A 13,197-nucleotide genomic window follows, 5' to 3' on the forward strand; every position below is an offset into this window, starting at 1 on the left:
AAAAAAACTTATGATTCTGCATTTTGTAAATGACGAGAAAGTCATCAACCGCACGGTTGAGATGTTTGAGGAAGTATATCCCGGTCAGAATCTTTTTGTTGTCGCAAACCGGCTCCATCATCCGTTCAAATATGTCTCCGGAAAACCATTTATTTTTTCCCGCAGCGAGTTTTTTAAAAACGATTGTTTTAAGGATGTTTTTGGTTTGAGCGATTCTGCGGGGCTTCTTCCCGGCGGACGTATTGGAGAGGTTCATGCGGAGAAAAATGATAAAATTTTTATACACCTTCTTAATAAGCGGAAGATTAGCCTTTTGCGGTGCATGGATTTGAAGCGTCTTAAAGCGTGCGGGGTTAAAATTTATTGGATTATCTGGGGACTGGATTTATACAATAATCTTCTTGAACCGGCCAGCTTTAAAATTTATGATATAGATTCTCTCTCAATTGCGGGGGTGCGTCCGTCAGTTGGAAATTTCTTTGCTTTTGTTGGAAGATTAAACAGAAAATTTTCTGCGCACATGATTGTGCGGTTTGTGCAAAAGCATGTGGATTACATAGTTACAGACACAACAGAAAATGATTATGATTATCTTTTAAAATATTATCCTTCTCTTGCCGGCAAGCCGCGCAAGGATTTTTTCTATTATCCTGTTGATGTTGTTCTTGGTGAGGATTTGCTTAAGCGGCTGCTGAGGTCTGATAATGAGGGGAAAAACGAGGGCGGTGTTTGCAGCGGCAGTGGCGGCTCCGACAATGGTAATGGCAGTGGCAATGGCAGTGGCAATGGCAATGGCAGTGGCGGCTCCGGCAATATAATCATTGGAAATTCCGGTTCCGCATCAAATAATCATCTTTATGCAATGAGGAAAATTGCATCTCTCAATCTTGGCGCAAGAAAAGTTTATGTTCCGTTAAGTTATTCATGTATAAAGCGTTATAAGAGGTGCGTGCTGGTAGGCGGGCGCAAGTTGCTCAGCGACAGATTTTGTCCGCTTTTGGATTTTATGCCTTTGGAGGAGTACAATAAATTACAGCTGAGCATTGGAGTTGCCTTGTATGGAAACTGGAGGCAAGAAGCTGTCGGGAACATACTGGTATTTCTTTTTATAGGGTCAAAAGTTTTTCTTTCCAAGCGCAGTCCGGTTTATGAATGGGCGTTGGCTCATAGGCTGAAAGTCTTTGAGCTGGAGGGCATTACGCAAGAGCAGCTGGATACTCCGCTGACTGTTTCAGAGAAAATTTCTAACAGAGAAATTGTAAAAAATTTATTCACTAAAGAGCGGCTGCTCAAACTTATTAAGGATTTATAGTTTATTAATTCCGTTTGGAGTCTGGATGATGTGATTGAGCTTTGTGTTGTTGCGGATTTCTCTGTTGTGTTGCAATGTCTCCGGCGTTTTGTAAGGGCGCTTGTGATCCAAGTGCAGCAGTATTGCTGAATAACGTATCTGCTTGGATTTCAATCCCATATTAAAGAGTCTCTCTCCAAATTCCCTGTCTTGTCCGCCGTAATGCATCTCTTCATTATAGCCGTTGACGGCAAGCATATCTTCTCTCCATCCTGAGGCATTGCAGCCGTTCCATGTTGCCTTTGCAGGCGTTATAAAATTCATGAATTTGCAAAAGGCGGGACACTTAATCAGCTTGGTGCACTTAAAATTCCATTTGAGCCCCTGCGCTTTTAACCATTTATAACTGAAGGCATTGCCAGATGCGACATCTGACATTGTGAGCTGCTTGCTAATATCCATCGGGAGCCTAAAATAGCCTCCAGACAGTATATAGTTTTTCTCCGCATAACGCTCATGAGTTGCAATGAAATCTTTGCGGGGCACGCAGTCCTGGTCAGTAAAAATCAGGTACTCTGCGGTTGCCGCAACCAGAGCTTTGTTTAAAATTTGCGACTTCTGGAAACCTCTGTCTTCCTGCCAGATATGTTTGATTGGAAGGGTGCCGTGGTTGCTTGCCGCGGACTTTTCCGTGAAGCTCTCAATCAACTTGCGCGTCTCATCCGTGCTGCCGTCATCAGCAATCAAAATCTCATCCGCCGGCCTTGTCTGGTTAAGGTAACCCCACAAGGTTTTTTCCAGCCACGCCGGATTATTATACGTAGATATGATTACTCCAATTTTCATTATTGCTTACCGGAAATAATGGTGCCTTCCGGTGCAAGTTTCTTTACAAGTCCTTGAAGGACAGAGCCTGGCCCAAGTTCTACAAATTCATTGGCTCCGTCTTTGACCATGTTTTCAACTATCTGAGCCCAGCGTACCGGATGGGTAAGCTGGATTAACAAGTTCTTCTTAATCTCAGCAGGGTCTGAATGTGGCTGTGCATCAACATTTTGATATACAGGGCATACGGGCTTGCTGATTTGTGCTTTCTCAATTGCTTCTGCTAGTTCTACGCGTGCTGGTTCCATGCAAGGTGAGTGGAATGCGCCTCCAACTACCAATGGAACAACGCGTTTTGCACCCGCTGCTTTCATGGCTTCTCCTGCCTTTGCAACTGCCTCAATTTCACCGCTTATCACAACTTGTCCGTGAGAGTTGTAGTTTGCTGCTACAACAATTCCGGGAGTCTGTTTGCAAATTTCTTCAATCTTTGCATCATCCATTCCAAGAACGGCGGCCATTGTAGATGGCTTAAGTTCACAGGCTTTCTGCATTGCAAACGCACGCTTTGCAACAAGCTGAAGTCCCTCCTCAAAACTCAAACCGCCGGCTGCCGTTAGTGCGGAAAACTCTCCAAGTGAGTGACCTGCAACCATATCAGGTTTAAAATCCGGAAGACACTTTGCAAGAGCAACGGAGTGAACAAAAATTGCAGGCTGTGTAACCTTGGTCTGCTTAAGCTCTTCCGCGGTTCCCTTGAACATGATGTCTACAAGGTTAAATCCCAAAATATCATTTGACTCATCAAACAGTTTCTTAGCCAGCGGATTACTGTTGTACAGTTCCTGACCCATTCCTGTAAATTGCGCCCCTTGTCCGGGGAAAACGTATGCTTTCATATTTTATAAAATTTTTCTTTTTATCCCGACAGGACATTCCTGCCGCATTTTATTATAACAGGACATTCCTGTCGCATTTTATTATGACAAGACATTCCTGCCGCATTTTATTGTGACAGGGCACCCCCTGCCGCAGCTCGGCAAAGATAAATAAAATATATAACTTTGCCTGCCGCGCAGCGGGAATGCCGCATGCGCCTTGCCCGCCCCCCTAGTCTAATGGATAGAATTCGAGATTCCGGTTCTCGCGGTAGCGGTTCGATTCCGCTGGGGGGCACAAAAGTGCGTCGTATCTTTGACGCTAATATTCTTAGAACCATTAATATGTATAATAAGTTAAGCTTAATTAAAGTTTCCAGGAAGATGTTAATTGCAATTTCATCTTCTTTTGTTCTTTGTTGCCTTGCATCTTTCTCAAATGCGCAGACAACAAAATCCCAGCAGAGCGGTGAGGCAAAATTCCAGCAGAGCGGTGAGGCAAAAACTTGGACATTAAGAGATGCGCGGCGCGTGAAGGTGTTTAAGCAAAAGGCTGTCAAACAATATGTTAGGGATAGCATGGATGTTTTGATGGCGCGCTGTCAGAAGGTGCTTAACTCCGCTTACATGGCTCAGGAGCTGGAGAAGACTGTAACTGATGTGCCTGGATATGAGGGATATCCCGTGAAGTTGTATACTTATTATATGCGCAATGATGTTAAAACTCATGCGGACAAGAAAGGCAGAGTAATGCTGCTTATGCCTGATGCTCAGAAACTTGCGTGCTGGACAATTTCAGCTTGCTGGCGTGCCGTGCAAAGTCTTGATTATAAGTATACTCAGAAGCTGTTGAATTATATTATGTGGCAGAATGCCGGACAGTTTGCAGTGCGCGGAGTTGTGTATGAGGACATGTACACCCGCGGCTACTATGAACCATACGTTTTTAAGGATGGTATAACTGTCTATGTAGCAGATCCTAAGATGGTCGCGACAGATTCTACTTTAAAGTGGTGCACTGATGCCATGCTTGAATATTATTTGAAGTTGGACAACTCACAACTTAAGCCGTACTCCGGACGCTTTGCCAGAATTTCCAGCACCACCCGTGAGATGTATTATGAATACAACGGTATTATCAACTATAAAGATGCGTTTAATCCTCTTAGCTCAAAGTCCGCCTGCAATTCCAATGGTTCTCAAGTTGCTGCAAGTCCCAATGGCTCTCAAGGCGTTTGCTGCATAAAAAATTCTTACGGAGAAGTTATCAATGTTGGCACCGGCGACAGTCATGAAACCCGCTCTTTGGTTTGGCTGGATGTAGTCCGCAAGCTCTATTTAAAAGCGTGGAACTCAGATGATAATGAGCTTATAGATGCTTGGGCTTGGTGGGCGTTTGTGAACCACGTTGGAGAAGAACTGTGAGGAATCTCATCGCCTATAAAAAATACAATCATTTGATAATCTAAAAGTTACAGGGTCTCGCTGTGCCAAAATTCGGCTAGCTGGACCCTGTAACGTATTGATTATATGTCAATTGACTCTTTTAAAGGCGATGAGATTACTCCACAAACGCAATAATTTCATTCTTTTCTACTTTCTGGCCTTGCTTTGCGCAAATTACTACAAGCTTGCCGTCAGCAGGTGCCTTGATTTCTTCCTGGCCATAGAATGCCTGAACAAAACATACTGTCTGTCCGGCCTTTACAGCGGTTCCGACAACCGGAGCCATGGATTTGTCTGCAACGTCATACTGCCAAACAACTTGTCCTTTGACAGTTGCCTGAATTGGTTTTGCGTTTGGATGCTGCTCAACAATTTTATTGACATCAAATGTAGGCATCTCAACAACCGGACGCTCAACAATGATTGGCGCATTTGCCTTAGCCTTAGCAGCTTCCAGCTCTTTCTCAAAACGCTGTTTAGCAACTCCGCTCTTATAATCAAGATACTGAGTCTCATGCATTGCAAGCTCAAATAACTCCTCGTCATCTTGTCCGCGCTCCCAGCCTTTCTCCTTCATCATCTGCTCATATTTAGGAAGCTCGTTAGGGAATGCATCTTGAGGAACTCCTGTGTAGAACTCAAGACCCTTCTGCTTTACAATGTCCACAATCTCAGGAGCCAACGGCCCAGGCAGCTTGCCCATCTTACCAAGAATCATGTTCATTGTATCCTTATCTATGGTGCCCCAACGCGGCTCACCCTTAAGCATATGCATCAAGTTCATCAAAGAAGTGTTCTTTACATACTGGCTAAACGGAGTAACCAATGGAGGATAACCCAGCTTAGGCCAAACGTATGCAACCTCATCAAACAACTTTATAACAAGGTCATTGATACCAAGTTCCGGCTTGCCCTGATTTCTTAATGAAGCATTTATAGCTCCCTGGAAACCTTTCAAGTCTGCCATCATAGAGCCCATCATTCCGCCAGGAAGTCCGCAGCCTACAAGAAGTGATGTCATCATGTGGTTGCCCGGTGCAATCCAGTATCCAAGATAATCATCTATAAATGATTGAGTTAAACGGCGAGCCTCCATGTATGCTTTCATGTTGATGTCCTTAACAAGGAAGCCGGCATCCTTTAACATTGCCTGAATTGTGATAACATCCGGATGAATCTTTCCCCAAGAAAGAGGTTCCATAGCCACGTCAATATATTCGGCGCCCGCTCTTGCAACTTCAAGCATGGAAGCTACTGAAAATCCGGGGCCTGAGTGACCGTGATACTGAACTTTTATATGAGGATATTTATCTTTAATAGCCTTAACTAATCTGCCCAAAAATACAGGACGTCCAATACCCGCCATATCCTTAAGAGCAATCTCATCTGCGCCGTATTCAACAACTTTATCTACAACGCCCATATAATATTCAACTGTGTGAATAGGTGAGTGTGTGATACTTAGAGCAACCTGAGAAATCATCCCGGCCTCTTTTGCGTGAATAACAGAACCTTTCAAATTGCGGTGGTCGTTCAATCCGCAGAATGAACGCATAATGTCCACACCCTGAGCCTTTTTAACTTTGCACATAAGTGCGCGAACATCATCGGGAACGGGGAACATTCTAAGTGCATTAAGTCCGCGCTCTAGCATATGTGTCTGAATGCCAGCCTTATTGAATGGTGCTGTCCACTCTCTTACTGCGGTATTAGGATTCTCTCCAAAAAGCAAGTTTACCTGCTCAAAAGCGCCGCCATTAGTTTCAACTCTATCAAAGCAGCCCATATCTATAATGACCGGTGCAATTTGCTTTAACATAGAGACTTTCGGCACGTACTTGCCGGAAGATTGCCACATGTCCCTGTAAAGAAGGGAGAACTTTATTTCTCTAGCCATATTGTTAATCTATATTATCTGAGTGTTATAAAAATTTCTTTTAGCTCCCGACAGATATTCTTCTCTCCGCTTCTTTCCACCCTCTCCCTGCCGTGCACGAACGGCAAATTTAGGAAAAAGGATTGTACTTTGCTAAAAAGGAATTATATTTGCAACCCAATTCGGCGGCAGATGCAGCAATGCACTGAGGTTGATTGGGCAGCGACGGCGGATATGCTGAGGCTGATTTGGCAGCGGAGGCTGAAATATGTTGAAGCTGATAATATGGTGAGAGTAGCTCAGTTGGCTAGAGCATCGGTTTGTGGCACCGAGGGTCGTGGGTTCGAGCCCCATTTCTCACCCGGAGAAAAGCAGGCACCTTGCCTGCTTTTTTTTATCTTTACAGGCACTTATGGAACGGATTTCACGCGCAGAAATAGAGAGGCGGATGCAGAATCATATCTTGATTCTTGATGGCGGCCTCGGTACTTTGATTCAGCAGCGCAAGCTCTCAAAGGATGGCAACATGGATATGTTGAACCTTATTAATCCCGATGGTATCATGCAGATACACAAGGATTACATAGCAGCCGGAGCGGAAATCATAACAACAAACACATTCAGCAGCACCCGCATATCCCAAAAAGAATACGGCACTGCCGATAAAGTCTACGAGCTCAACAAACGCGGCGCAGAAATCGCCAGGCGTGCAGCAGAAGAGTCAGAATCTCAAGACGCACAGGATGCAGAATCTCAAGACGCAGCAGAGCCTAGCGAGCGCATGGAGCGCAGCGACTTTAAGCGAGCAGGCTACTGCAAGTCTGGAGATTCTGCCAGCAACAGAGGGTCAGAGGAGTCTGTCCGCCGCACACTTGTGGCAGGATCCATGGGCCCCACAATCAAATCCTTATCGCTGTCTCCAGACGTCACCAAACCCGAATACCGCAGCATCTCGTTTGATGAAATGGCCGCAGCATTCAAGGAACAAGCTGAAGGTCTGATAGATGGTGGAGCTGATATTTTGCTGTTGGAATCCTGCTATGACGGACTCAATGCAGAGGCTGCCCTTTATGCAATCCATCAGGCACAAGTAGAAAAAGGCACAGACATTCCCGTAATGGTCTCAGCTACAATAAATGATAAGACGGGACGTTTGCTGACCGGACAAAAAGTTGAAGCATTTTTTACGGCAATCTCACATTATAAACTATTAACTTTTGGTCTCAACTGTTCTTTTGGCGCAAAAGATTTAATGCCGTTTGTTGAGGAGCTGAGCAATTTTTGCAGTGAATTTTATGGAGACTCAAAAGGCTGTGGCATAAGTATTTATCCAAATGCGGGACTTCCGAATGAGATGGGCGAGTATGATGAAACTCCGGAGTACACGGCGGCCTGCATCAAAGAAGTTGCACAGAAGGGATGCATAAATATTGCGGGCGGATGCTGCGGTACAACACCGGAGCATATTCGTGCAATTGCCAATGCCTTAAAAGATTGCAAGCCAAGAGAGACAAAATCTGTCGGGAGTACAAAAGATAATTTATATGTCAGCGGACTAGAGAATTTGCTGATAAACAGAAAGATAAACAACTTCATAAATATAGGTGAGAGGACTAATGTGGCGGGCAGCGCCAAGTTTGCAAGGCTGGTGAGAGAGCAAAATTGGGGCGAGGCGGCAAAGATTGCGGCAAAGCAAATTGAGGACGGTGCAACTGTGATTGATATCAATACGGATGATACTATGCTCAATGGCAGCGAGCTGATGCAGAACTTCTTACGTTATATTGCGGGTGAGCCGGAGATTGCAAAAGTTCCGCTGATGATTGACTCTTCAAACTGGGAAACTATTCTTGCGGGGGTGAAAAATTGCAGCGGAAAATGCATTGTGAATTCTATAAGTTTGAAGGACGGGGAGGAGGAATTTGTGCGCCGCGCAACTGAACTTTTTTATCTGGGCGCCGCTGTGATTGTAATGGCGTTTGATGAAGAGGGTCAGGCACTTACGTATGAGCGCAAAATCCAAATTTGCAAGCGCGCTTATGATATTTTAACTCAGCGCGTAGGCTTTGCTCCAAGCGATATAATTTTTGATTGCAACATTTTGACTATTGCAACGGGGATGTCGGAGCATGATAATTATGCCGTTGATTTTATACGCGCAGTGCGCTGGATTAAAGAGAATTTGCAGGGTGCGAAAACTTCCGGCGGTGTCTCAAATTTGTCTTTTGCATTCCGCGGAAACAACAAAGTGCGCGAGGCAATGCACTCCGTATTTTTATATCACGCCATCGCAGCCGGTTTGGATATGGCTATTGTAAATCCTTCTATGTTACAGGTTTATGATGATATAGAGCCGGAGCTGCTGGCCAGGGTGGAGGCGGTTGTGATGAATGATGCTTCTAAGTTCCCGACAGTTTCTGGTTCTGCTGCATCGCTTTCGCCTACTGAGTTGCTTGTGGAGGTTGCCACTAGAATTAAAGAAGATGAGTTTGCTGCAAAGGAAAATTCTTCTGACCTGTCGGAGCCTGCTGCAAAACAGCATGCTTCCTCGGACCTGTCGGAGCCTGCTCGTTTAAAGTCGCTGCGCTCCATGCGCTCGCTAGGCTCGACAGGGTCCTCAGAATCAGCAGGCAGCAACTCCGCAGAGCACAGCTCCGCAGGGTCTTCAGAATCAACGGGCAGCAGCAACTCCGCAGAGCCACAAAATATTGCAGCAGTTCTGAAACACAAGCTAATCAAAGGAGATTCAAGTGATATTGAGTCCCTGTTGCAAAAAGGATTGACTCAGTCCGCCTCACCGGTTTCTCTGATTGAGGGTCCGCTGATGGATGGAATGGAAGCGGTAGGGAAAATGTTTGGTGAGGGGAAAATGTTTCTGCCTCAAGTGGTTAAGAGCGCCCGCGTGATGCAGGCTGCTGTGAATTTCTTGCAGCCGTTCATTGAAAAATATAATGCCGGCACATCATCTGTCGGGAATAAAAATATTTTATCACAGCCTGTCATAATTCTGGCAACGGCAAAAGGGGATATCCACGATATTGGGAAAAATATTGTTTCAATTATTTTGACATGCAATAATTTCAAAGTGATTGACCTTGGAGTAATGGTTGAGAATCAGAAGATTGTAGATGAGGCTATAAAAAACAAAGCGGATTTGATAGGGGTGAGCGGTTTGATTACGCCATCTTTGAAACAGATGGAAAATCTTGCTGCGCTGCTGGAGGAGAATAAAGAGAGAATGCTCAAAGAGCTTGGCTATCTGATTCCGCTTGCAGTTGGCGGCGCCACAACTTCCGCAATTCACACTGCGGTTAATATCGCTCCATTATACAGTGGAACAGTCGTTTATGGCGGCGATGCCTCAAAGGCGGCGGTTGTTTACAAGAAACTTGTGAATGATTTTGGAGGTCATGCCCGCGATATTTCTAGTGCGTCCGGTACAATTCCGGATGACTATTTGCCGGGAAATTATTCCGCAATTATCAAGCATGAACAACGTGAAATCCGTCGCAGCTACAAATGGCGCAATGCTCGCAAACTGACTGTTGCTGAAGCGCGTGCGAGGGCTCCTCATTTTGCTCCCGACAGTTATGTTCAGCCGGATGGTTATGGGGAGAATAATCTTTTTGCAAAAAATTTGAATCTTGGAGATATTGTTGGAAGGATTGACTGGACCGGGTTCTTTAATTTTTGGGGATTCAAAGGAAAATATCCGGAGGTAGCTTACAAGAATGAAGAGGCTGAAAAGCTTTATGACCAAGCACTTGCATGTGTTGCCGAGATGACTGCCGATGGCTCCGCAGAGGCGAGTGTGATGCTTAAGTTTTTTGATGCTGCGGCTGATGCTGAGGATGTTATTCATATATATGAGAATCTTAAAGAGGGTGAAAGTTCTGTCGGGAGGAAAATAATTGCGGAAATTCCTGTTCCCCGGCAAGTTGTTGAAGGCTCTGAGTATTTGTCACTTGCGGACTTCATTGCTCCGGAGGGATACACTTCCCGTGTTGGAATCTTTGTTTTGAAGGTCGAGGACCGCCGAGCAGAACAGCTTGATCATAAGAGTTTTGAGTACCTGCTGCGTTACAGCATTTGTGCGCGCCTTGCAGAGGCGCTTGCAGACTGGATGCAAGCGCAGGTAGATGGAAGTGCGCAGACGGCAAGTGACGTGCAAGCCGCCGCCGCAGTGCAGATTGCAAGTGATGCGCAAGCCGCAGCAGCAGTGCAGCGCCTTCACATAATCCGTCCCGCCTTTGGCTATCCGGTATGTCCTGATCACTCTCTTAAACGCATGGCATTTAACCTGTTGCGCGTGCAAGACCGCATGGACATAAAGCTCACGGAATCCAATGCCATCATACCAACCACCTCCATCTGCGGCATGCTCATTGCCCACCCTGATGCCCGTTTTTTTGATATATAAAGATTTAATTGGCGGACTCGCACTTCTTTTTGTAATTACTTATTACCTTTGCCATTGCAATAAAGTTCCACAATGAAAGTCTCTGAAATTCTTACACAAAAAGGGCGCAAGCCTTTTGCCTCATTTGAAATTGTCCCGCCTCTTAAAGGCAGCGATATCAGCAAGTTGTACGCATCTATTGAACCGCTCATGGAGTTTGAGCCGCCGTTCATGAATTTTACATCTCACAGAGATGAGGTGGAGTATCGCAAAAATGCAAATGGCACGTTCACGCAAGTTACAGTGACTAAGAGACCTAGCACGCTCGCGATAGTTTCTGCCGTGAGCCGCAAGTTCCCTCAGATAGAAGTTGTGCCCCATGTGATTTGCGGAGGACAGACTGCGGATCAGAATGAGAGTTTGCTTTTGGATTTACATTTCCTTGGTTTCCACAATATTATGGCATTACGCGGAGATGCTCCAAAAGGTGAGAAATACTTTGTTCCAACACCTGGAGGACATGCTCATAGTTCAGAACTTGTTGCGCAAATAAAAAATATGAATAACGGAAACTATTTGGACCCAAACATCAAAAATGCCGTAAGCACGGATTTTTGTGTCGGCGTTGGAGGGTATCCGGAAAAGCATATTGAAGCTCCTAATTTAGAGGCTGATATTCAGAATCTTAAGAGAAAGGTAGATGCGGGCGCAGATTACGTAATTACTCAGATGTTTTTTGACAACAAAAAATATTTCAGCTTTGTAGAAAAATGCAGAACTGTCGGGATAAAAGTACCAATCATCCCAGGTATAAAACCAATTTCCACCCGCAAGCAGATAGAACTTTTGCCTCACGCATTTGCTCTGGATTTGCCGGTGGAATTGATGACGGAACTTAAAAAATGCAAAGATGATGCAGCCGTATATGAATGTGGAATTGACTGGTGCGTAGGGCAATGCAAAGAGCTGCTTGCTGCCGGAGCTCCTGCCATTCATTTTTATACAATGGGCAAAGCGGAAAATATCAAGCGTGTGATAAAGGCTGTTTTTTAAAAAGACGCCATCTTTAATTATTAACGGCGTTACAAATTGAAAACAATTTTAAAAAAAAATTAATATGAGAAATTTAATCAGAGCAATTTTTGTGTTGGTGCTGGGTTTTTGCCTGGCGTTGTGGCCGACAGCCTCTTCCCAGTATATTGTTTTAGTGCTTGGGTGGTGTTTTATTGCGGCCGGAGTTGCTACTATAATTTATGCTTTTGCAACAAGAATGTTTATTCACATTGTTGGAATGGGCTATCTTACAGCGGTTAGTGCTATTATTTTTCTTGCGCTTGGATGCTGGATGTTATTCATGCCTCAGGTTTTTCTTAGCATAATTGCCTTCTTGTTCGGAGCCGTTCTTGTTGTTTACGGTATTGCTCAAATAATTCATACTTACAGATTTACAAAGGGCAGCAAGAACAAGGCGCTGGTTTATACATTGCCTGTCATTGCTCTGATTATCGGTGTAATTTTCTTCTTCCGCTCAAAGGATGCATTGAAACTTCTTACAATGCTGTTTGGTTTTGGTTTGATTTTATTTGGCGTTGCGGAGATTATTCTGGATGTGAAATACGTTAAAGCAAAGAGAGTTATGAAGGCTGCCGCCGCTGCGGAGGCTGCTAAGATTGTTGCAGGCCAGGCAGGACCGGCAAGCACTGCAAGTCAAGAGAGCAGCGCAAATAGCCAGAGCTAGTTTGCATAATAAATATTAGTTGGACCAGGCGGAGAAGCCTGTGGTGGTTTAATAGAGAATCCTGCGGGCTCCGACAAAACGTTTAGCATAAAAGGGCTGGGTTGAATTGTCAATTGAGACACATCTTCCCGGCCTTGTTGCATGTATGAACCTAAACGCGCCATTACCCAAGACTTCATATACAATTCCCACATGTCCAATGTTTCTGCTGCGGGTCCCTTTCCAGAAAACAAGGTCTCCTCTTTTCAAACTGTCCAGCTTAACTTTAACTCCCTGTTTGTATTGGTCTCTGGATGAGGCGCCTAGGGTGTATCCTACTTTGTAGTAAACCTCTCTTGCGTATCCTGAGCAGTCAAAAGTCTTCCCGCCAATCTTGCTTCTGCCGTATCTGCTGCCCAGCAAAGTCTCCGCATATTTCAGCATCACGTCCACAGTATCATCCGGAGCAATCTCAATAGCAGCCTTTTGCGGGGTAAGCATCTTTAAAGTGTCGTTTTGTGCATGCAGCATTACGCATGACAAAAGGATAATAAGCAACGTACTTGAGGACTTTTTTATAATATGTTGATTCATAGGATTATATTCTTTTTATAATAATTATTAATCTTGATTGTGAAAACATTAATAGGCTTATAATAAAGCAATTATGAAAAAGTCCTCAAGTAGCTCTCTTTTCTGCAAAGTTAAAATTTTTTATCTTTGCCGCCCGTATAAATATTGAATGCCCGTAACAACTTAACCAAG

Annotated in this window: 9 protein-coding genes and 2 tRNA genes; 7 read left to right on the plus strand and 4 right to left on the minus strand. The window is 44.6% G+C overall.

Features of this window, described 5'->3' with window-relative positions:
- The first annotated feature begins 10 nt into the window (after positions 1-10).
- Entirely contained in the window at positions 11-1,312 is a 1,302-nt protein-coding gene (locus LKM37_04250; GenBank protein MCI1720220.1) for a TDP-N-acetylfucosamine:lipid II N-acetylfucosaminyltransferase, read from the plus strand.
- On the opposite strand, the gene LKM37_04255 is transcribed toward LKM37_04250, so the two are convergent.
- The gene (locus LKM37_04255) at positions 1,307-2,137 is read right to left on the minus strand and encodes a glycosyltransferase family 2 protein (protein MCI1720221.1); all 831 of its coding nucleotides are present in this window, start codon (positions 2,135-2,137) and stop codon (positions 1,307-1,309) included. The two genes, LKM37_04250 and LKM37_04255, sit on opposite strands and share 6 nt — an antisense overlap.
- The gene (gene fabD / locus LKM37_04260) at positions 2,137-3,015 is read right to left on the minus strand and encodes an ACP S-malonyltransferase (protein MCI1720222.1); all 879 of its coding nucleotides are present in this window, start codon (positions 3,013-3,015) and stop codon (positions 2,137-2,139) included. The genes LKM37_04255 and fabD overlap by 1 nt, the downstream gene beginning before the upstream one ends.
- A gap of 205 nt (positions 3,016-3,220) precedes the next feature.
- Between fabD and LKM37_04265 the strand changes: the two genes are divergently transcribed.
- Both LKM37_04265 and LKM37_04270 read left to right on the plus strand, forming a co-directional pair.
- Positions 3,221-3,292 (plus strand) — tRNA-Arg (locus LKM37_04265).
- Positions 3,293-3,339: 47 nt separating this feature from the next.
- A complete protein-coding gene (locus tag LKM37_04270) occupies positions 3,340-4,419 on the plus strand; it encodes a hypothetical protein (protein ID MCI1720223.1) in 1,080 nt (359 codons plus the stop codon).
- A 136-nt stretch (positions 4,420-4,555) separates the two neighbouring features.
- Here LKM37_04270 and LKM37_04275 read toward each other — a convergent pair whose 3' ends face one another.
- On the minus strand, positions 4,556-6,337 hold the full coding sequence (locus tag LKM37_04275) for an oxaloacetate decarboxylase (protein ID MCI1720224.1): 1,782 nt from the start codon (positions 6,335-6,337) through the stop codon (positions 4,556-4,558).
- Positions 6,338-6,604: 267 nt separating this feature from the next.
- Here LKM37_04275 and LKM37_04280 point away from each other — a divergent pair.
- From LKM37_04280 to LKM37_04295, 4 genes are all read left to right on the plus strand, one after another.
- Positions 6,605-6,678, plus strand: a tRNA-His gene (locus LKM37_04280).
- Positions 6,679-6,728: 50 nt separating this feature from the next.
- Positions 6,729-10,736: a homocysteine S-methyltransferase family protein gene (locus LKM37_04285; GenBank protein MCI1720225.1), complete on the plus strand. Its 4,008-nt coding sequence runs from the start codon at positions 6,729-6,731 to the stop codon at positions 10,734-10,736.
- A 72-nt stretch (positions 10,737-10,808) separates the two neighbouring features.
- On the plus strand, positions 10,809-11,768 hold the full coding sequence (gene metF, locus LKM37_04290) for a methylenetetrahydrofolate reductase [NAD(P)H] (protein MCI1720226.1): 960 nt from the start codon (positions 10,809-10,811) through the stop codon (positions 11,766-11,768).
- 64 nt (positions 11,769-11,832) lie between these two features.
- Positions 11,833-12,453 (plus strand): DUF308 domain-containing protein, encoded by a 621-nt coding sequence (locus LKM37_04295; GenBank protein ID MCI1720227.1) that lies wholly within the window; start codon positions 11,833-11,835, stop codon positions 12,451-12,453.
- Between the two features lie 48 nt (positions 12,454-12,501).
- Here the strand turns inward: LKM37_04295 and LKM37_04300 are convergent, their stop codons facing one another.
- Positions 12,502-13,026, minus strand: coding sequence for a C40 family peptidase (locus tag LKM37_04300; GenBank protein ID MCI1720228.1), 525 nt, complete (start codon positions 13,024-13,026; stop codon positions 12,502-12,504).
- Positions 13,027-13,197: the final 171 nt, after the last annotated feature.

It is taken from the genome of Bacteroidales bacterium, assembly GCA_022647615.1.
In the GTDB taxonomy this organism is placed as follows: Bacteria; Bacteroidota; Bacteroidia; order Bacteroidales; family UBA932; genus Egerieousia.

Coding starts and splice junctions, on each gene's coding strand:
- LKM37_04250 (MCI1720220.1), top strand. CDS start 11: ATGATTCTGCATTTTGTAAATGACGAGAAAGTCATCAACCGCACGGTT.
- LKM37_04255 (MCI1720221.1), bottom strand. CDS start 2,137: ATGAAAATTGGAGTAATCATATCTACGTATAATAATCCGGCGTGGCTG.
- fabD (MCI1720222.1), bottom strand. CDS start 3,015: ATGAAAGCATACGTTTTCCCCGGACAAGGGGCGCAATTTACAGGAATG.
- LKM37_04270 (MCI1720223.1), top strand. CDS start 3,340: ATGTATAATAAGTTAAGCTTAATTAAAGTTTCCAGGAAGATGTTAATT.
- LKM37_04275 (MCI1720224.1), bottom strand. CDS start 6,337: ATGGCTAGAGAAATAAAGTTCTCCCTTCTTTACAGGGACATGTGGCAA.
- LKM37_04285 (MCI1720225.1), top strand. CDS start 6,729: ATGGAACGGATTTCACGCGCAGAAATAGAGAGGCGGATGCAGAATCAT.
- metF (MCI1720226.1), top strand. CDS start 10,809: ATGAAAGTCTCTGAAATTCTTACACAAAAAGGGCGCAAGCCTTTTGCC.
- LKM37_04295 (MCI1720227.1), top strand. CDS start 11,833: ATGAGAAATTTAATCAGAGCAATTTTTGTGTTGGTGCTGGGTTTTTGC.
- LKM37_04300 (MCI1720228.1), bottom strand. CDS start 13,026: ATGAATCAACATATTATAAAAAAGTCCTCAAGTACGTTGCTTATTATC.